Source organism: Glycomyces luteolus (assembly GCF_027622875.1).
GTDB classification, from domain to species: Bacteria; Actinomycetota; Actinomycetes; order Mycobacteriales; family Micromonosporaceae; genus Glycomyces; species Glycomyces luteolus.
Genome location: NZ_JAPZVP010000012.1, coordinates 94035 through 112075, shown reverse-complemented (window position 1 = coordinate 112075; position 18041 = coordinate 94035). Strand labels below are relative to the sequence as shown.

General features: G+C 67.7%; 19 protein-coding genes. 10 read left to right on the top strand and 9 right to left on the bottom strand.

The window, feature by feature from the left end:
- The first annotated feature begins 650 nt into the window (after positions 1-650).
- From O1R50_RS16045 to O1R50_RS16035, 3 genes are all read left to right on the top strand, one after another.
- On the top strand, positions 651-896 hold the full coding sequence (locus O1R50_RS16045; RefSeq protein WP_270111115.1) for a DUF397 domain-containing protein: 246 nt from the start codon (positions 651-653) through the stop codon (positions 894-896).
- A 4-nt stretch (positions 897-900) separates the two neighbouring features.
- Complete coding sequence (locus tag O1R50_RS16040) at positions 901-1527, top strand: class I SAM-dependent methyltransferase (RefSeq protein ID WP_270111114.1); 627 nt, start codon at positions 901-903, stop codon at positions 1525-1527.
- A gap of 99 nt (positions 1528-1626) precedes the next feature.
- Positions 1627-2877: a low temperature requirement protein A gene (locus O1R50_RS16035; protein WP_270111113.1), complete on the top strand. Its 1251-nt coding sequence runs from the start codon at positions 1627-1629 to the stop codon at positions 2875-2877.
- On the opposite strand, the gene O1R50_RS16030 is transcribed toward O1R50_RS16035, so the two are convergent.
- From O1R50_RS16030 to O1R50_RS16020, 3 genes are all read right to left on the bottom strand, one after another.
- Positions 2878-3618, bottom strand: coding sequence for a hypothetical protein (locus O1R50_RS16030; RefSeq protein ID WP_270111112.1), 741 nt, complete (start codon positions 3616-3618; stop codon positions 2878-2880).
- A 63-nt stretch (positions 3619-3681) separates the two neighbouring features.
- Positions 3682-3810: a hypothetical protein gene (locus O1R50_RS16025; protein ID WP_270111111.1), complete on the bottom strand. Its 129-nt coding sequence runs from the start codon at positions 3808-3810 to the stop codon at positions 3682-3684.
- Between the two features lie 87 nt (positions 3811-3897).
- Positions 3898-4272, bottom strand: coding sequence for a VOC family protein (locus O1R50_RS16020; RefSeq protein ID WP_270111110.1), 375 nt, complete (start codon positions 4270-4272; stop codon positions 3898-3900).
- A gap of 65 nt (positions 4273-4337) precedes the next feature.
- Between O1R50_RS16020 and O1R50_RS16015 the strand changes: the two genes are divergently transcribed.
- Entirely contained in the window at positions 4338-5096 is a 759-nt protein-coding gene (locus O1R50_RS16015; protein WP_270111109.1) for a VOC family protein, read from the top strand.
- A gap of 54 nt (positions 5097-5150) precedes the next feature.
- Here O1R50_RS16015 and O1R50_RS16010 read toward each other — a convergent pair whose 3' ends face one another.
- Positions 5151-5576, bottom strand: coding sequence for a DUF6069 family protein (locus O1R50_RS16010; RefSeq protein WP_270111108.1), 426 nt, complete (start codon positions 5574-5576; stop codon positions 5151-5153).
- 151 nt (positions 5577-5727) lie between these two features.
- On the opposite strand from O1R50_RS16010, the gene O1R50_RS16005 reads away from it, so the two are divergent.
- Complete coding sequence (locus O1R50_RS16005; RefSeq protein ID WP_270111107.1) at positions 5728-6696, top strand: AraC family transcriptional regulator; 969 nt, start codon at positions 5728-5730, stop codon at positions 6694-6696.
- A gap of 21 nt (positions 6697-6717) precedes the next feature.
- Here O1R50_RS16005 and O1R50_RS16000 read toward each other — a convergent pair whose 3' ends face one another.
- Entirely contained in the window at positions 6718-7287 is a 570-nt protein-coding gene (locus O1R50_RS16000; protein WP_270111106.1) for a permease-like cell division protein FtsX, read from the bottom strand.
- 111 nt (positions 7288-7398) lie between these two features.
- A complete protein-coding gene (locus O1R50_RS15995) occupies positions 7399-7713 on the bottom strand; it encodes a trypco2 family protein (protein WP_270111105.1) in 315 nt (104 codons plus the stop codon).
- A gap of 222 nt (positions 7714-7935) precedes the next feature.
- Between O1R50_RS15995 and O1R50_RS15990 the strand changes: the two genes are divergently transcribed.
- Entirely contained in the window at positions 7936-8733 is a 798-nt protein-coding gene (locus O1R50_RS15990; RefSeq protein ID WP_270111104.1) for an SDR family oxidoreductase, read from the top strand.
- 57 nt (positions 8734-8790) lie between these two features.
- Here O1R50_RS15990 and O1R50_RS15985 read toward each other — a convergent pair whose 3' ends face one another.
- Together O1R50_RS15985 and O1R50_RS15980 are read right to left on the bottom strand one after the other, a co-directional pair.
- A complete protein-coding gene (locus O1R50_RS15985; protein ID WP_270111103.1) occupies positions 8791-12477 on the bottom strand; it encodes a trypsin-like peptidase domain-containing protein in 3687 nt (1228 codons plus the stop codon).
- A gap of 193 nt (positions 12478-12670) precedes the next feature.
- Positions 12671-13912, bottom strand: coding sequence for an MFS transporter (locus O1R50_RS15980; protein ID WP_270111102.1), 1242 nt, complete (start codon positions 13910-13912; stop codon positions 12671-12673).
- Positions 13913-14295: 383 nt separating this feature from the next.
- Between O1R50_RS15980 and O1R50_RS15975 the strand changes: the two genes are divergently transcribed.
- Positions 14296-15210 (top strand): cation diffusion facilitator family transporter, encoded by a 915-nt coding sequence (locus tag O1R50_RS15975; protein ID WP_270111101.1) that lies wholly within the window; start codon positions 14296-14298, stop codon positions 15208-15210.
- A 9-nt stretch (positions 15211-15219) separates the two neighbouring features.
- Positions 15220-15510: a Smr/MutS family protein gene (locus O1R50_RS15970; protein ID WP_270111100.1), complete on the top strand. Its 291-nt coding sequence runs from the start codon at positions 15220-15222 to the stop codon at positions 15508-15510.
- 93 nt (positions 15511-15603) lie between these two features.
- On the opposite strand, the gene O1R50_RS15965 is transcribed toward O1R50_RS15970, so the two are convergent.
- Positions 15604-15882: a helix-turn-helix domain-containing protein gene (locus O1R50_RS15965; RefSeq protein ID WP_270111099.1), complete on the bottom strand. Its 279-nt coding sequence runs from the start codon at positions 15880-15882 to the stop codon at positions 15604-15606.
- 263 nt (positions 15883-16145) lie between these two features.
- On the opposite strand from O1R50_RS15965, the gene O1R50_RS15960 reads away from it, so the two are divergent.
- Together O1R50_RS15960 and O1R50_RS15955 are read left to right on the top strand one after the other, a co-directional pair.
- The gene (locus O1R50_RS15960; RefSeq protein ID WP_270111098.1) at positions 16146-17027 is read left to right on the top strand and encodes an ABC transporter ATP-binding protein; all 882 of its coding nucleotides are present in this window, start codon (positions 16146-16148) and stop codon (positions 17025-17027) included.
- A 12-nt stretch (positions 17028-17039) separates the two neighbouring features.
- Entirely contained in the window at positions 17040-18041 is a 1002-nt protein-coding gene (locus O1R50_RS15955; RefSeq protein WP_270111097.1) for an ABC transporter substrate-binding protein, read from the top strand.

Sequence of the window (18041 nt, the reverse complement as noted above, 5' to 3'; positions counted from 1 at the left end):
CGCCGTCGTCGCAGTCGATCAGGAATTCGCAAGGACCATTCGGATACTGGGTCTGATCCGGTCCGAGCCGGTAGACCGAGAACAGCGCATGGCCCCTTTGCGAAGTCCCCCAGGAACCCGACGGTCGACGGCCCGCCGTCTGAGCAGCGCCCGCATCCGGCAGCGTCCGGGGCGGCCCTCCACGATGGGGCGGCCCGGCGCATCGCTGCTCGAGACACGGACCCGACAGGTCCGCAAGCTATCCCGGAACTCCCCTCGCTCCAGTCCTTGCTGAATGACCAATGCCTTACCTCCATTTCAGCCTGTCGGATTCACGACAGTTTCTGGACTGGCGGTGAATCCCCCTTGAAACAAATGTAGGCAAAGGCCCGGCGCCGCATAAGAATCAGCGGTGCAACACTTCCTCAGGCAAGAACTGCCTGCAAGAACTACCGGAAAGTTTTGCGCCCCAAACTCTCCGAACCTCGCTCCCTATTGATTCGAACAGGCGGCCGAGTGTACATTTTCCATTACAGTCCGTTCCCGCCAACGAACTCCGGGGATACCTCGATGCAGAAACCGACACATCGAGCACCCCGAGAAAATCGACTTGTACCATGGGCTGGTCAGGGGAATGTGGTCCCCCGCGTGGCCGTATAGAAGGTGGTTCAATGACCGAGTTCACCGGCTGGAGTAAGAGCAGCCGCAGCTCCGGTGCGGATGACGGCAACTGTGTCGAGTGCCGCGTGACCTGGCGCAAGAGCACCCGTAGCGGCAGCGGCGACGACAGCAGCTGCCTCGAAGCCCGTCCCCAAGCTGGAGGCTTCCAGGTGCGGGACTCGAAGCTCGGTCATGATTCTCCGATCTTCGACCTCGGCGCGCCTGACTTCACGGCGCTTCTCGCGGCCGCAGAGTAAACGCATGAGATCTTCCGAGTACTGGGAAAAACGCTACGCGCGGGGCGGGAACTCCGGCGCGGGCTCGCGCGGCACGCACGCGGACTTCAAAGCAAGCGTGCTCAATAAGTTCGTTGCCGATCAGGGCATCGACTCGGTCATCGAGTTCGGTTGCGGCGACGGGGAACAGCTCGCGCTCGCCGAGTACCCCCGATACCTCGGCTTCGACGTGTCCCCCACGATGCTGAGCCAGACCATGGCCAGGTTCGCGGAGGACAACACGAAGAGCTTCGCGCTCTATGACCCTGAGCGTTTCAGCGACCGGGCCGGGATCGTCACCGCCGACCTGGTCCTGTCGCTCGACGTGATCTTCCACCTCACGGAAGACGACGTCTACGACCTGCACCTGGAGCACGTCTTCGGTGCCGCCCGCCGTCACGCGGTCCTCTACACGAGCGATGCCGACGACCCCAGGATGACCGGGGAGTTCGCTCCGCATATGCGTCACCACCCTGTGCTCCGCGATGTCGCGAAGCGCTATCCCGAGTGGCGGCTGCGCGAGCGGATCGACAACCCGCACCCCTGGTCCAGGGAGGACCTGGACGGCTCGATTTCCGACTTCTTCATCTACGAACGCGTTAACGGCGAATAAGCCGCGATCGAAGGGCCGTCGTCGCGAACCTCGCGGCGGCGGCCGCTTTGCATGTGAGGGCGTGGCAGATCCGCCGGGTTCGGTGGGAGGATGTTGCGCATGTCAACGATCGAGCAGGGATCAAGGAACCACCGGTTCCGCCGCATGACGGCGCGCGACCCCGAAGAGTCGCATCGCACCGCGACACCCCTCGAACTGCTCTTCGACCTCACCTTGGTGGTGGCGTTCAGCCAGGCCGGCGCGCAGATGGCGCACCTGCTCGAGCTCGGGCACTACGGGCCCGCGATCGGGGCGTTCTCGTTCTCGGTGTTCGCGATCTGCTGGGCGTGGATCAACTACTCGTGGCTGGCGTCGGCGTTCGACAACGACGACGTCTTCTTCCGGGTCGCGACCATGGTCCAGATGCTCGGCGTGCTCATCATCGCGCTCGGCCTGCCGCAGATGTTCCATTCGATCGACGAAGGCGTCCACGTCGACAACAGCGTGGTCGTCGCCGGATACGTGGTCATGCGGGTGGCGATGATCGCGCTGTGGCTGCGCATCGCCCGGCACGTCAGCGAGCAGCGCCGCAACGCGCTGACCTACGCCGTGCTCATGGGGATCGCGCAGGTCGCCTGGGTCATCCAGATCTTCGTCGACCCGCCGCTGTCCGTGACCGCCGGCATCGTCGTCGTGCTGGCCCTCTTCGAAATGCTGATCCCGATCGTCGCCGAACTGCGGGGCGGCCGCAGTCCATGGCACCCGCACCACATCGCCGAACGCTACGGACTGCTGGTGATCATCACGCTCGGCGAAATCGTGCTCGGCACGATCCTCGCCGTCTCGGCGGTGATCGAGGCGCAGGGCTGGACCGTCGAGGCCGTCCTGGTCGCGTTCGGCGGCACCGCGCTCGCGTTCGGGCTGTGGTGGGTTTACTTCATGCTGCCCTCAGCCGAGGTGCTCGCCCGCCATCGCGAACGCGGATTCGTCTGGGGCTACGGGCATCTGATCATCTTCGGCTCGCTCGCCGCGACCGGCGCGGGCCTGCACGTGGCCGCCCAGGTCATCGAACACCAAGCGCACATCAGTGCGACCGCCGCCATCCTGACGCTCCTCGTTCCCGTCTTGATCTTCACGACCGCGCTGTTCACGCTGTACTCGTATCTGCTGCACCGGTTCGACCCGTTTCACATGGTGCTCTTCGTCGGTGCCATCCTCGCCCTCGCCGCCTCGGCTTTCGCGGTCGCCGCAGGCGCGACGGTCGGCGTCGGCATCGTGATCGCGACGTGCTCGCCGCTGGTCGTCATCGTCGGGTACGAGACGATCGGGCACCGCCACCAGTCCGCCGCCCTCGAACAGATCCTGAAGTGATCACGCGCGGGGGCGCATGAGGTGGAGGTCGTCGCCCCATTCGTCGAGGATCTTGTCGTGTCCCGCCTTGCGGGCCTTGGGTTCCACCTCGGCGAAGAGGCCCCGCTGGAGGTCGGAGTCGCCGGTGGCGACGATGCGGCCGATGGTGTCGAGCAGGGCGGCGGTATCCCAGCCCGGAAGCGGGTGGCGCTCGAGTTCCCATTCGAGGCACTTGTTGTAGGGGCGCGGCCGGCACTCCAGAGTGAACAGCAGCTCGAGCAGGTAGCCGACGCTGTCGGCGGCGTCGAGGCGGCCCGCCAGCGCGCGGCCGTCGCGGTGGTTCTTCACCGATCGGTACAGGGAGTTCGCGTAGGCGTCGAGGACCTCGTCGGCGTGCTCGAAGGCCTGTTGCGGGTCGAGGCGGCCTTTGCCTTCCAGGAACGCGGTGAGTTCACCGCCGGTGCGGTCCATGACGACACGGCTGCGGGCGAAGGCGTAGCGAACGTACTCGGGCACGACGTCGTTCAGGAGGTCGTCGAGGGGCACGACGTTCAGGTCGACGTTCGGCGAGCGCATGCCGTGGTGCCGTTGGAGTTCGGTGGTGGCGCCTGCGGCGGTGATGATGAACAGGTCGTGGTCTGAGTGGTCGGTGGTCAAGCCCTCCATGGCGTTCGAGCCGATGAGGAAGAGTCCGACGACGGCTGGGTCGGCTTCGGCGATGCGGACGGCGTCGTCGTAGGTGAGCGGCTGCGTTTCGGTCATGGTCGTTGTCTAGCAGTCGAAGTGCCGAAAGGGAACCGAGTTTCCGGCAGTCGCGGACCGGGTTCAGTCGGAACGCGATCCACCTGGCTCGGATCGGCTCCGCTCGGGGCGGTGCCGCCGCCACGCGAACAGCAGGAGGCCCCCGGCAAACGCGATGAGCGCGGCCCAGGCGAGCATCTGCAGGGGCGTCATCAACACCCGCTCCTTGGCGTCCATGGTCACGAATTCGGCCTCGTCGCTGGCGACGCCGTCGGGACCCCTCCCGCGCAAGTGAGCCGGTCAGCCGATGAGGTCCTGCTTGGGGCGGACGACGCAGAACTCGTTGCCCTCCGGGTCGGCCAGCACGGCCCATGACTCGTCGCCGGTCTGGCCGATGTCGACGCGGGTGGCGCCGAGAGCGAGGATGCGGTCGATCTCGGCGAGGCGGTCCTCCGCGCTCTCGGCGTTGAGGTCGAAGTGCAGGCGGTTCTTGACGCGCTTGGGCTCGGTGACCGGCATGAAGCAGATCCCCCACGCGGCGTTCCGGTCCGGGCCGATGATGACCTCGCGTTCGCGCTCGGAGACGACCTGCCAGTGCAGGACCTGGGCCCAGAACCGGGCGAGGCCGGGCAGGTCGTGGGCGTCGATGACGACGTGGTGGATCGCTACGGACATCGCCGCAGTATGCGCCTCGCCGGAAAACAGGCGTGAGCGGGCCTCGCAGTCTTTAGACTGCGGGGATGGCGATTCGATGGACCACCGCGTTCTGGGACCTTCCGGCCGACGGTTTCGAGAGCGGTGTCGCGTTCTGGCTCAAAGTGACCGACTCGACCCTGTCGGCGCGGCGGGGGCCCGACGGCGAGTTCGCGACCCTGCTTCCGGCGGTCGGCGACCCGTACCTGCGGGTGCAGCGGATCCGGGACGGCATGGGCGGCAGTCATCTCGACCTGCACGTGGACGATGTCGCGGCCGAGGCGGAGCGGGCGGTCGGGCTCGGGGCGGCCGCGGTGTACCGGGAGCCGGGGCTCGTAGTGCTCCACTCCCCTGCCGGGTTCGCGTTCTGCCTCGTCAGGTACGACGGCGAGACCGCGGTGCCGCCGCCGCTCGAGTGGCCCGGCGGGCAGCGGAGCCGGACCGATCAGCTCTGCATCGACATTCCGCCGCAGGCATTCGACCACGAGCTCGCGTTCTGGCAGATGTTCACCGGCTGGCGCCAGACCGTGACCGATGCTCGGGAGTTCCGGCGACTCCTGCCGCCGCCGGAGCTCCCGCTCCAGTTCCTGTTGCAGCGCTTGGACCTCGCCGAGAAGGGCCAGAGCGCGGCCGCGCACATGGACCTGGCCTGCACGGACATGGAGGCGGAGGCCGAGCGGCACGCGGGGCTCGGCGCCGAGGCCGTGCGCCGCCACCACTGGTGGCAGGTCATGCGCGATCCCGCGGGACTCGAATACTGCATCACCCGCCGCGACCCCGACCTCGACCTCCACCCGATCACCTGAGCGGCGCGAACGCCTCCCGCGGGTGTCGACGGGAGGCGTTCGCGCTGTCCTGCGTCAGGCTTCGGGTAGGCGCCTGCCGAGGACGGGGATGAGGATCGCGGCGACGATGACGTGCAGGACCGCCAGGAAGACCTTCATGCCGAGGGTCGCCTCGGCAAGCACGATCGGGAGCACCTCGAGCGCGAAGACGACGCCGGCGCCGATGCGCCAGACCAGGACCGCGCGGTGCTTCGCGAAGCGGTCGAGGATCGCGCGGGCCAGCCAGCCGAGGCCGCCGAAGAGCACCACGGACATGACGACGTTCACGATGCCGACGGGCATCGCTTCGCCGCCGGGCTGGCTCGCCTCGAGTTCGACCCCTGCGGCGTGTGCGACGACCCAGGCGAGGACAGCGGCGGCCATGGTGACCGCGAGGGCGAGCAGTCGGGTGCGCCAGACCGGGGCTGGGGCCTTGACCGCCGGTTCGTCTATTTTGGACATAATTTGACTCCACAGCCTTGGGTTGCGTTTCCGGGGGACGCCTTCGAAGGTATGGCGGGGAGTCGCCGCCGCCCATCCGCGAACGTCCTCGGTTCATACGCGATCGTCCTCAGGCCTGCCGCGCCGCGAATCCGCTGGCTAGGGTTGCGGCATGGATGTGCTCAGCGACGTACTGGCCGTGCTGCGGACCGGCAGGCCCTTCGCCGCCCGGTTCTCGCACACCGCGCCCTTCTCCGACCAGCGCCGCAGCCATGCGAACGGCTTCGGCGTCCAGATCATGGTGCGCGGCGGCGCATTCGTGACCACTGAGGACAGACGAGTCATCGAGTTGGCGGAAGGCGACGTGCTCGTCGTTCCTCGCGGCAGCACGCACTCGATCGTCGCCGACTCGCTCAGTACGCCGCCCGGGCCCGAATGCGACGGCGCCGGGCCCGCCGGGCTCATCCTCCGCTCGGCGCACGACCCGGCCGCGACGCACGTCATGGTCTGCCTCGCCTACGCGATGGCGCCCGGCCGCACCCACCCGTTGCTCGCCGCGATGCCCGATTTCACCGTCATCCCGGCCGATCCCGCCGCGCGGCCCGAACTCGCGGGCGCGATCACCATGCTCGAGAGCGAACTGCGGGCCGAACGCGGCGGCGGCGACACGCTCGTGCCCGCCCTGCTCGACGCGGTCCTGATGTACCTGCTGCGAGCCGTCCTCGAAGGCAACGCCCGGCACTGCGGCTTCGACGGCTGGGCGGCGGCCCTCGCCGACCGCTCGATCGGCGCGGCCCTGCAGGCGATCCACGCCGAACCGGCCCGCCAGTGGTCGGTGAGCTCCCTCGGCGAGGTCGCCGGGCTCTCCCGGTCGGCGTTCTCGCGCCGGTTCACCGAGCTCGTCGGGCAGCCTCCCTTGGGCTACTTGACCTCTTGGCGGTTGACGCTCGCCGCGCGAATGCTCTCGGACACCGACGCGCCGCTGGCGACCGTGGCCCGGCAGGTCGGGTACGCCTCCGAATTCGCTTTCGCGGCCGCGTTCAAACGCGACTTCGGGCAGGCGCCCGGTCGCTTCCGCAAGCAGACCCCGGCGTGCGAACCGGCGGTTCCGGCGTTCGAACGCGAGCCCGTGCCGGTCTGACCCGCCGCCTGGACGTGAGTCTCAGAAGTCGTAACCGAAATTGCTGCAAGCCTGCTCTATCTCATAGAGAACCGATTCAGTGTCGCCCTCGGCAGGACTGATGCCCTTATCCTCGAACTCGATACAGGCCGGCTCGTAGTACCGATAGGCCTCCATAAGGTCGGTGATTTCGTATACACCCTCCACCTCCTCGAATTCTTGAACGAACTCTTCAGACCGATCGCTGTCGGTCAGTCTGATTCGGAAGGCGGACGGCAGGTCAGCGGCATCCGTCAAATCCACAAGGTCAGGCTGTTCTGAAAAGGTGTCCTGGAACCTTTCCAAGGCTTCTTCCTGGGACTCGTACTCAATCTGCTCGGTCAGCGGATGTTCCTGGAGCGCCGACTCAATCTGCTCCAGGACGTCGTCCTCGACGTCGCGATCAAGATAGACGATCACATGGTGGTCGCCGGGAAACCCATGGGGCGCAGCCTGTTCCCCGCGGACGAGGAAATACACGAGCGTCCCGGCGACCGCGACCCCCACGCATAGGGCCGCAATCGCGACTTTTCGGCCGCGGGACATCTTCGCGGGACCAGTGATCGTGGACATGACTGCAGAATACCGAGCAGCTGCAAGTCCGAGGGAACATGCGCTGAGGGCCTTCAGTGCGGTGCCGCAGATCCGGTAGCCGACCCGTTCGTCCATCGTCGACCGCTGAACTTAGATCAGATCGACCGCCTCGGAGTCGGAGAGCCGCAGCGAGGTCGTCTCGCCGTTCTCACCGTATGCCTGCGGACGCAGCGTCAGCCTGATGCGATGCAGGCGCGAACCGGCGCGGGTGATGTCCGCCTTGCCGTCGACCACCCCGAGGACTGAAACACCGGCGCCCCCGGAGCTGTTCTGGCTGATCTCCAGCGTCAGTTCCAGTTCGATGTCCGTGACCTCAAGGGCCACTTGGTCATCGGCGGTCAGCATCGCGATCTTGAGTTCACGCCGGATCTCGGCCACGGCCGAACTGAGGGGAATCGGTTCCATCCCGCGAGCTTAGTCACGCGGCGGGGAGGCAGTCGGGGAGCGGGGGCGCCCTCGCCTGCGTGAGCCGTTCGATCGCGCCGAGCGGACCGAGGAGGGGAAGGCGACCGCGGTATTCGACGGCTTCCGCCCGCGCAACCAGGCGAGACCTCCCTCTCACAAGAACGATCCGGACTCCGACGAAATCGGTTGCTCATCGAAGGACGGCCCACCAGGATGAGGCCCATGAGCGAACAGATGGGCATAGAAGGCACGCAGGGCAAGAGCGCGGCGCCGCGCCCGCTGGCCCTGGTCACCGGGGCCGGCCGTTCTGCGGGGATCGCGGCGTCCGTGGTACTGAACCTGGCGAGAGCCGGTTGGGACGTCGCCTTCACCTATTGGACTCCGTATGACACTCGGATGCCCTGGGGCGCTGAGCCGGAGGCCCCCGCAGCGCTGCGCCGGCAGGTGGCTTCCCTCGGGGCGAGAACCATGGCGGTCGAGGCGGACCTGAACGACCAGGCGACGCCAGTCCAGATCTTCGACCGCGTCGAGCGCGAACTCGGAGGCGTCACCGCGCTGGTGTTGTGCCATTGCGAGTCGGTCGACTCCGGGCTGATGGACACCACCGTGGAGAGCTTCGACCGGCACTTCGCGGTCAATGCGCGAGCGACGTGGCTGCTGATTCGAGAGTTCGGGCAGCGCTTCCGCGGGCCCCACGGCAGCGGTCGGATCGTCAGCCTGACCAGCGACCACACCGCCGGGAATCTCCCCTACGGGGCGAGCAAGGGCGCCATGGACCGGATCGTCCTCGCCGCCGCCAGCGAGCTCGCCGAACGGGGCGTGACCGCCAACGCGATCAACCCCGGACCGACCGACACCGGATGGATGACCGAGGAGCAGAAGGCCGACTTCACCCGCTATACACCGCTCGGGCGCCTGGGTATGCCGCAGGACTGCGCGAACCTGGTGACGTTCTTGTGCTCGGCCGAGGGCGGATGGGTCAACGCCCAACTGCTCCACAGCAACGGCGGTCTCGGGTAACCCGGCAGGCGAGGCATCGTGCAGAGGCGATTCCGGCCGCGACCAAGTGCACGAACGTTAGAGTCCCATCTCGGGGAAGCCGGTGCTGCCGCCGCGCATCCATTCCGTCGGGGTGAGCTCACCGTCGGAACCGATGTCGATGCCGCCAATCCGTTTCAGCTTGCGGACAAGCGTCTCAGCCTCGTCCTCGGCTCGCTTGGCGTCGTTGCTCCTCTGCAGCATTTCCAGCGCGAAGACCATGAAACGCAGGGCATCCAGGAGTCTGCGGCCGTGAAGTCGGGGCGAGGCCTCGGCCAGCTTTCGTCGGATGTCGACGGCTCTGGACACCGACTCCAATGCGGCCTCAAGTTCGCCCGCTTCGGCGTGCGCTCGGCTGAGATCTTCGAGTGCGGTCGCAAGCGTGCTGTAGGCGCCGGGCGTGTCTTCGACGATCGTCTCCAGCAGTTGGACTTTCAGGGACGGCTTCATCCCCGGCAAATCGGCGCCGATGCGTGATGCCCCGTACCAACCTCGTCGCGAATCCTGTGTGGCCACTGACGCCGAAGCCCGGAACCGATCGCGACCGCGCTCGATCGACTCCGATTCCTTGAACAGCTGAACAGCGGCATGGTACTGGTCGGCGCCCCATAGGGCCACCACGCGATGCTCCATGGTTCGGATGGCTTCCGGCCAGAGGTCGGGGTGCTCTCCCGCCGCAGCGCGCATGTGCGCCTCTGCGTCCTTGAGCACCTGCAACGAGGGGACCCGTTGACCCTCAGACCACAGGGCCAGTCCGTACTCGGCAAGCGCTCGAGCGAGTTTGACGTCGGGCCTCGGCACATCCCTCGCCATCCGCCGACGCATCTCGACCGCCACACTCAGCACGATCAGCGCCGTCTGACGGCGCCAGCCCCACCAGAGTTGGCTCCCGCATGCTTCAAGCGCGTCGGCGACCTCGGGCCGGAGGCTGTGGTCCTGGGTCGCGAGCCACTGCAGCAGCGTCGCCGATTCCTCGACGGCCTCCGGTTCGACACGCTGGATCGCACGGTAGATCGCATCAAGCCGCTCGAAGTTCCGGCGGTACGCGTCGAATTCGATGTCACCGATGTGTTGCCGCAGCCGAAGTGCCTCCATGGTCGCGGCCATCGCTTCGAGAGGGAACCGCTCTTGGCATGCGGCTGCGATCTTCTCGTATTCGTCAATGGCCGGAAGGAAGTCAGACGACCGAATCAGACCCAGTTCTTGACGCAGGCCCACGGTGCGGTCCAGGAGGTTGCGGGCCTCGTCGAGCCGGTCCTCCCTCCGCGCTTTCCGTGCCGCCCGCTCCAGAGTGCTGAGGCTGCCCGCGTAAGCAGAGGGAGCATCCGTTCCTGTCGCCTGCAGAACCCGTATGAGGGTCTCGGCGGCGTTGACGGACTCCTCGAAGAGGCCGTCGTCTTCGAGCTGACCGCGAAGTTGCTGCATCGCCTCCACGGCCCACATCCTGTCGGTGAACAGCTCCGTCTGCAGACGCAGATTGATCGACTCGTAGAGGAGGTTGAACGCCTCGACGAAGCGGTCCTTCCCGAGGTACCCGCGAGCGGCCCCCTCCAGGGCGGCCATGAGGTCGGCGGCATCGCCCTTTTCGCGGTGGTAGCGGACCTTGATGTCGTAAAGGGTCTGCCCGAGTTCGGCGAGGCGCCCGTCGTCGTGGTCGGCAAGGATCTCGACGTCGGCCGCGACTTCGGCGATGCGATCGAGGTCGGAGACCTGTTTCAGTGCACTGGAAAGGAGATTCGCGACCTCGGCCTCTTCGCCGCGATCGACCTGTCCGACGGCGATCTCGATGAGTCGGGCAAGGCTCTGATCCAGGATCTCGGCGATCGACAGCTCCTCTGCTTCCCCGCCGAGAATCCTCGTCAGTGCGTGGACGAGCATCTGCTTGGCGCTTTCGACCGCATCGGGGTAGTGGTCGTGGGTCAGCGTCAGCAGGTGGAGCATCCGCGCGAAGTGGTCGGTGTTGAGGGGCATCTTGTGGAGCGAGGCGGTCACAGCCGGAAGATCCTCGATGCCGGCCACCAGGTGCTCGGAGACGAGGTCGGGCTCGATCGGCGCGGTCCGGCCGTCTTCGGCAGGGTAGAGGCGGGCCAACGCTTTGGCCGCTTCTCGTCTCGCCGCATTCGATTGGTCGGCCCAGAGCTCGGAGGCTTTCAAGAATTCCGCGGCCTCCAGGATCGTCGGCCCGGTCAGGGTCATGATCGCTACCGCGTGCAGAGCCTGGTCGCTTTCGGCGGGACCGGCGTTGGTGGTGGAGAGGGCGGGTTCGGCGGCCCAGCGGCGGTCGCGTTCGCGCTGCAGGAGAAACCCGAGGAGCCGGTCGCGGAGCCCGCCGCGATCGGGCGAGGGAAGCGTCGACCCGCTCGCCGCGAGCAGAGCGGCGATGTGGACGAGGAGTGGGGAGTCGTACTGCGCGCCTTCGATGAGGTCGATGAACCGTTCGGAATCGATCGGGTTGTCGATCTCGTTGGTGAAGCGCGCGTATGCGCCTCGGAAGTGCGCGGCCCGCTCCTGGGGCCCGAAGTCGCCGCGTCGTAGTGCGATCCGGGGCGAGTCCTGGGCTTTGAGTCGTTGTTGCAGGAGGGTGCCGCCCTGGTCGCTGAGTTGGTCGTACCAGCCTCCGGCGGCCCGCGAGATGAGCAGGATCCGGACGGGGAAGCGCAGGCGTTCGCCAAGTCGCTCAAGGTGTTTGAGAAAGTCGATCACCTTCGCCGTGACCGCCGAGCGCTCGACGTAGTCGAAAACGACGAGCAGCGGCGTCTGCGGCAAGTGGGATCCCCAGGGCGCCTCCTGGTCGTCGAGGGCGAAGCCCGCCCGCCAGGCCGGGTCCTCCTCGGAGACGCGGCGGCAGAGTTCGGCGGCGAGGCGGGTCTTGCCCGCTCCGGCGGGGCCGGTCACCAGGCGAAGGGCCACGTCGCAGCCGGAGGCGGGCTCGGGTGCGGTTGCGAAGCACCAGGCGGTGAGTGCGTCGAGGACATCGCCGTGGCTTTCCCTGACGAACGGGACCTGGCCGTATCGGGCGGTGATGAGTTTGAACTCGGTAGCCTCGCCGAGCGGCTCGAAGGGGCTGCGCACGAGCGGGTGAGGGTCGGACAGGGACAGCAGTTCCGGGTCGCCGAGGAGCTCGCGCAACGTTTCCTGTTCGAGGATCAGGGTGGCGGGGATCGCGTTGAAGCGCCGTTCGCGGGTGCCGGATCGTTCGGCGAGGATGCCGAGGAGGGCGTGGTCGTCGAGGATCATCGCCCCGGAAAGGCCGGACCAGTCCCGCTGGTCGATCGCGTCGGGTGAGGCGAAGTCGAACTGCATGCGGCCCTTGCCCGAGCCTTGGCCGGGCACGAAACCGCCGTCGATGCGGGCGGCGTGGTGGGCGCCGTTCTCGCGTTCAGCGCGCGGGAATCCGATGCAGCGGGCGGCTTTCGCGCCCACGTAGTCGGTGTATTCGCCCCAGAGGACGCGGCCCGCCGGGGCCCGAAGCCCGGGTACGCGCAGCAGGGCGACGTCGATCGAGTCGGATTCGGCCTCCTCGGGCCAAAGCAGTTGCGCCGGATGGGCTTCGCTACTGGGAAGGCAGACCTCGCGGGTTTCGGCGTCCGCCACGTCGTGGGCGCAGGTGAGCACGAGTTCGTCGGCGACGAGGTACCCGGTGAGGCTGTATCGCCGCTGATGCTTGACGGTGCTGATCCTGACCACGCGCTCGTCGCTGCACCAGAGGCGGTCGGTGGGAGACATGGCGGGGTTCCAGTTCTCGCGGGCATCGGCGGTCGGTGTTCGACCGCGACGGGACGCGCACCCTGCTCGCGGGCGAGACGGGGACCGAGTTCGGGCGCGTCGGTCATGGCCGAGTGGTTCCAGGTTCTCATGTCCCGGTATCCGGTGGGGGCCTTGCCGATCACGTCCGGGGCGAGGGGACCGCCTCATGGGCTCAGGCGCGTGCGGCTGCTTTTCGGCGGGCGCGGACCGCGATGAGGACGACCGGGATGAGGAGGAGTGCGCCGATCCAGAGGACGCCGCCGGGGGCGGTCGCGTCGACGACGTAGCCGCCCGCGAAGGAGCCGACGGCGATCGACAGGTTGAACATGACCGTGTTCAGGGAAGTCGCGATCTCGACCTCGCCCGGCTCGACCGAGTTCATGTACCAGGTCTGCAGGACCGGCGAGACCAGGCCGTAGCCGATACCCCAGAGCACGAGCACGGCCGTCGCGGAGAACAGGTCGCCGACCGCGAACGCCATGAGCGCCATGCCGAGCGCCATCGCGACCCCGAGCGCCGCGAGCGTGCCGCGCAGGCGCGTGCCGATGAGCGAGCCCGAAGCGACCGTGGCGATGAGCGCCGCCGCGCCGAACGCGAGGAGCAGGCCGCTGACCTGACCAGCCCCGATGCCGTTGGCCTGGAGGATCGGGCTGATGAACGTGTAGGCGATGAAGTGGCCCGTGACGATGAAGAAGGTGAGCGCCAGACCGACGCGCACGCCCTTGTTGGCGCGCACCAGCTTCGGCAGCGACGCGAACGAGACCGTGGTGTTCGACGGGAGCCTCGGCACGAGCACCGCGATCGCGGTCATGGCGATGAGCGCGAGCCCGGCGAGGGCCCACATGGCGGCGCGCCAGCCGAAGTGGTCGCCGATCAGCGTTCCGGCCGGGACGCCGAGTACGGTCGCCGCGCCGATGCCGCCGTAGACCGCGGCGGTCGCGCGCGGCACGTCACGGGCGGGGACGAGGCGGAGCGCGATGCCGCCCGCGACGGCCCAGAACGCGCCGATGGCGAGGCCCACGAGGATGCGGGCCGCGAGGAGCAGTTCGAAACCGGCGGCCAGCGCGGCGCCGACGTTCGCGGCAGCGACGAGCACGGCCAGGCCGATGAGCACGACGCGGCGGTCGAGGCGGCGGGTGAAGACGATGCTGAGGGGCGCGGCGATGGCGGCGACGAGGCCGGGGACGGTGACCATGAGGCCGGCGGTGCCGGCGCTGACGCCGAGTTCGCCGCTGATGGGGGTGAGCAGGCCGACGGGCAGGACCTCGGAGGTCATGACGACGAAGACGCCGAGGGCGACGGCGGCGACGGCGAGCCACTGCTTGAGCGTGGCGCGCTCGGGCGCGGCGACAGTGCTCGTGTCAGGAGCAAGCGCTTGGACGATGGAAGTCTGGCGGTCGTCGAGGGTGGTCACAGGCGTGGCCTTTCGCGGCGTTCGGTTCGGTTCAGAGTCCTGGGACTCATTCGCCGGAACCGGTCCACCACTCGGTCCGCGCTCGGTGACACGGGCTCAGCTCGTACAGGGGCTGTGGGCCTCGCGAGGAGGCGTTCGGCCGGGAGGAGGACTCCCTTGGCGGTGTACGAGCGTTTGCCCTGACCAGAAGCTTGTTGTCCTTCTGGGGCGTCGCCTGTCCTCTAGGGTAGCGCCGTCGCGGGCGATCCGGAATGGTGAAATCCGTCGCAGCGGCGGTCCGCGCGCCTGGCGAGATGGCGCGGACTCGTCGCGATCGGTGTGGCGGGGCCATGACAGACTCCTTTCTGCGTGTCACGCACACATACGGAAGGAATGGCGAGCAGATGTCAGCAGAAGGCGGCACCAAGGCGATCGTCGCGGCGCTAGCGGCGAACACCGGCATCGCGGTGAGCAAGTTCATCGCGGCGGCGATCACGGGATCGGCGTCGATGCTGGCCGAAGGCGTGCACTCGGTGGCCGACGCGGCCAACCAGGTGCTGCTCCTCATCGGCGGCAAGGCCTCGCGGAAGGCGGCCAGCCCGGCGCACCCGTTCGGGTACGGGCGCGAGCGCTACATCTACGCGTTCATCGTGTCGATCGTGCTGTTCTCGATCGGTGGCGTGTACGCGCTGTACGAGGGCTACCACAAGCTGACGCACGAGGGCGAACTGCACAACCCGCTGGTCGCGGTGATCGTGCTGCTGGTCGCGATCACGTTGGAGTCGTTCTCGCTGCGCACGGCGGTGAAGGAGTCGAACCACGTCCGCGGGAAGCAGTCGTGGGTCCAGTTCGTCAAGGGCTCGCGCTCGCCCGAGCTGCCGGTGATCCTGCTGGAGGACATCGGCGCGCTCGTCGGCCTCATTCTCGCGCTGCTGGGTGTGGGCCTGTCGTGGATCACCGGGCTGGTCGTGTTCGACGCGCTCGGCACCATGGCGATCGGCGTGCTGCTGGTGCTCATCGCGATCGTGCTGGCCATCGAGATCCGCTCGATGCTCATCGGTGAATCCGCGACGCTCGAGGACATCGACGCGATCACGACCGCCATCAACGACGGTGAGGGCGACACCCTCATCCACCTCAAGACCCTGCACGTGGGCCCGGACGAGCTGCTGGTGGCCGCGAAGGTCGGGATCGGCGTTTCGGCGACCGGCGAGCAGGTGGCGTCGCAGATCGACGCGGCCGAGGCGCGCATCCGCGCGGCCGTGCCGAAGGCGAAGATCATCTACATCGAGCCGGACATCCCGCGCACGGGCGCTTAGGCTTCGATCATGGCCAAACTGGTGCTGGACCTGCACGACATCTTCAACAAGGGCGACCAGATCGAGAAGGCGCTGCGGGACGTGATCGACGAGGCGGTCGCGAAGAAGATCGACCTCGTGGAGATCATCCCGGGCAAGGGCTCGGGGCAGTTGAAGAAGAAGGTGCTGCGGTTCCTCGACCAGAAGGAAATCAAGGCCTTGTACCACCGGGTGGACAAGGACTCGAAGAACTTCGGTCGGCTGTTCGTGCATTTTCAACACAAGCACAGCCAGCACAAGGACAAACGCAAGAAACGGTGAAAGACGTCAGGCGGCGCTGCTCCACACGCCGAAGCTTGCGAGTCGTGCATGAGCTCAGGCCCTGGGGCGGCGCCGCCGTTCGTCTCGCGGTCGCTAGTCGATCAGCATCCGGTCGCGTTCAGGCCTGGGATCCGGCGCGCCGAGCAGTTCGAGCAGGCGCAGCACCGGGACCCGGTAGCTGTGGCCGATCCGAAGGACTTGGACGGGGAACTGTCCGTCCTTCGCCAGCCGGTACGCGACCGTCCTGCCGATCCCGAGGATCTGCGCGGCCGTCTCGACATTCGTCATCACGCCGAGCGACTTGACTCGCTCGACGGTCCAGATCTCGTCGATGACGACACTCGAAGGCCCCACCTTCGCATTCGGTGTCATGTTGGTCCTCTCTGGCGCGCCGAGCCGACACGGGGTGCATCGGCCGGGTGACGCCTAGGACCAGTCGACCCCACCCGGCACCGCCAAGTCCAGAGTGCCGCGCCGGAATTCACTCTTACGCGTGGTATCCGATTCCTCACTTGGAGGAGAATCATTTGGGCGCGAAAGGGACTCATTGGCCATTTCGCACGCCGAGTCGCGTCGCGCCACAGGACTGACCTGCCAAGATGCGCGCTAGCGCAGGATAGGTTAGCCTTGCCTACATGCCAGACGGCCCCACCCTGAACGACCCCGCGAACGACGCCGGCTTGAACGACTCCGCTTTGAACGACGCCGGCTTGAACGGCCGCGCGCTCCGGCTCGCCTACTTCGGCGACACGGTCGTCCACGACGCCGACATCGCCCTCCGCGGCGGCCAGGTCACGGCCCTCCTGGGCCCCAACGGATCCGGCAAGTCCACCCTCCTGCGCTCCCTCGCCCGCCTCCACAAGGCCGAGGCCGGGAGCGTCGAATTCACCGATGGCACCGACGCGACCGCCTTGAGCCCCAAGGACTTCGCGCGGCGCGTCTCGCTCCTCGCCCAGTCCCGCCCCGTCCCCGGCGGCATCCGCGTCGTCGACGTCGTCGGCTACGGCCGCCACCCCCACCGCGGGCGGTGGCGCCAAGGCGACGCGGAAGGCCCCGCGAAGATCCAGCGCGCCATGGAGATCTGCGGCGTCGCCGACATGGCCGAGAAGGGCGTCGAAGCGCTCTCCGGCGGCGAACGCCAGCGCGTCTGGTTCGCCTCCTGCCTCGCCCAGGACACCGCGGTGCTCCTCCTCGACGAGCCCACCAACCACCTCGACCTGCGCTACCAGGTCGAGATCCTCGACCTCGTGCGCGACCTCGCCGACGAGCACGGCACGGCCGTCGGCATCGTCCTGCACGACCTCGACCAGGCGGCCGCGATCGCCGACCACGTGGTCCTGCTCCACGAGGGCCGCGTCATGGCCGCCGGCACGCCCGCGGAGGTCCTCACGGCCGAGAACCTCACCACCGCTTACGGCATCGACATCCGCGTCGACGCCGACCCCGTCACGGGCCTGCTCACGGCCCGGCCCATCGGCCGGCACAGCCGCAGGTTCGCAAGCACCGCCACCGAATAGCTAAGGAAATCGATGCTCTCTTCCCCCCACCTCAAGCGCTCCGCCGTGCCCGCGGCACTGGCCGCAGCCGCTCTATTCGCCGTTTCCGCTTGCGGCACCACCGAAGAGGGCGCGGGCGGTGACGAGGCGACGGCCGCCGAGTCCGGCCCCGTCTCCACCGTCGACTTCCTGGGCCGCACCGTCGAACTCGACGCGCCCGCCGAGCGCGTGGTCATCCTCGAATGGTCCGAGGTCGAGATCAGCATCAGCCTGGGTGTGATGCCAGTCGGCGTCGCCGACATCGAGGGCTACAACGTCTGGGCCGGTGCCGCCGAACCGCTCGACGACACCGTCACCGACGTGGGCATGCGCGCCGAGGCCTCGATCGACGCCATCGCCGGGCTCGACCCCGACCTGGTGATCCTCGAGAACGACAACGAGGCCATCATCGAGCCGCTCGAGGAGTTCGTCCCGGTCCTGGTCACCGAGGGCTCCAACGAAGAGGACAACCTCGCGCGCATGAAGCGCGACGTCGACATGATCGCCGACCTCACCGGCAAGAACGCCGAAGCCGAGACCCTGTGGGCCGGCTTCGAGGCGAAGATCGCCGAGACCGCCGCCGCGATCGAGGCCGGCGGCAAGGCCGACGTGCCCGTCTTCATCGTCGACGGCTGGATCGACGGCTCCTCGATCTCCGTGCGGCCCTTCGGCGAAGGCTCCCTGTTCGGCGCGCTCGCCAAGGAAGTGGGCCTCGCCAACGCCTGGACCGGCGCCACCGACGGCGTCTGGGGTCTCGGCGCCACCGATGTGGAAGGCCTGGCCGCGTACACCGACACCGAGCTGAACCTGGTGTACAACAACTCCTTCAACGACAACATCTTCAATGAGGAGCTGGTCGGCAACCCGATCTACGACAACCTCCGGTTCGTCAAGGACGGCACGCTGTACGAGCTCCCCAAGGGCGCCTGGACCTTCGGCGGCCCCCGCTCCTCCGAGCTGCTGCTGGACTTCCTCGCCGAGGTCTACGGCAGTTGA

Coding starts and splice junctions, on each gene's coding strand:
- O1R50_RS15975 (WP_270111101.1), top strand. CDS start 14,296: ATGTCAGCAGAAGGCGGCACCAAGGCGATCGTCGCGGCGCTAGCGGCG.
- O1R50_RS16025 (WP_270111111.1), bottom strand. CDS start 3,810: ATGACGCCCCTGCAGATGCTCGCCTGGGCCGCGCTCATCGCGTTTGCC.
- O1R50_RS16040 (WP_270111114.1), top strand. CDS start 901: ATGAGATCTTCCGAGTACTGGGAAAAACGCTACGCGCGGGGCGGGAAC.
- O1R50_RS16035 (WP_270111113.1), top strand. CDS start 1,627: ATGTCAACGATCGAGCAGGGATCAAGGAACCACCGGTTCCGCCGCATG.
- O1R50_RS15985 (WP_270111103.1), bottom strand. CDS start 12,477: ATGTCTCCCACCGACCGCCTCTGGTGCAGCGACGAGCGCGTGGTCAGG.
- O1R50_RS16015 (WP_270111109.1), top strand. CDS start 4,338: ATGGCGATTCGATGGACCACCGCGTTCTGGGACCTTCCGGCCGACGGT.
- O1R50_RS16010 (WP_270111108.1), bottom strand. CDS start 5,576: ATGTCCAAAATAGACGAACCGGCGGTCAAGGCCCCAGCCCCGGTCTGG.
- O1R50_RS16020 (WP_270111110.1), bottom strand. CDS start 4,272: ATGTCCGTAGCGATCCACCACGTCGTCATCGACGCCCACGACCTGCCC.
- O1R50_RS16045 (WP_270111115.1), top strand. CDS start 651: ATGACCGAGTTCACCGGCTGGAGTAAGAGCAGCCGCAGCTCCGGTGCG.
- O1R50_RS16000 (WP_270111106.1), bottom strand. CDS start 7,287: ATGTCCACGATCACTGGTCCCGCGAAGATGTCCCGCGGCCGAAAAGTC.
- O1R50_RS15965 (WP_270111099.1), bottom strand. CDS start 15,882: ATGACACCGAATGCGAAGGTGGGGCCTTCGAGTGTCGTCATCGACGAG.
- O1R50_RS16005 (WP_270111107.1), top strand. CDS start 5,728: ATGGATGTGCTCAGCGACGTACTGGCCGTGCTGCGGACCGGCAGGCCC.
- O1R50_RS16030 (WP_270111112.1), bottom strand. CDS start 3,618: ATGACCGAAACGCAGCCGCTCACCTACGACGACGCCGTCCGCATCGCC.
- O1R50_RS15995 (WP_270111105.1), bottom strand. CDS start 7,713: ATGGAACCGATTCCCCTCAGTTCGGCCGTGGCCGAGATCCGGCGTGAA.
- O1R50_RS15990 (WP_270111104.1), top strand. CDS start 7,936: ATGAGCGAACAGATGGGCATAGAAGGCACGCAGGGCAAGAGCGCGGCG.
- O1R50_RS15970 (WP_270111100.1), top strand. CDS start 15,220: ATGGCCAAACTGGTGCTGGACCTGCACGACATCTTCAACAAGGGCGAC.
- O1R50_RS15955 (WP_270111097.1), top strand. CDS start 17,040: ATGCTCTCTTCCCCCCACCTCAAGCGCTCCGCCGTGCCCGCGGCACTG.
- O1R50_RS15960 (WP_270111098.1), top strand. CDS start 16,146: ATGCCAGACGGCCCCACCCTGAACGACCCCGCGAACGACGCCGGCTTG.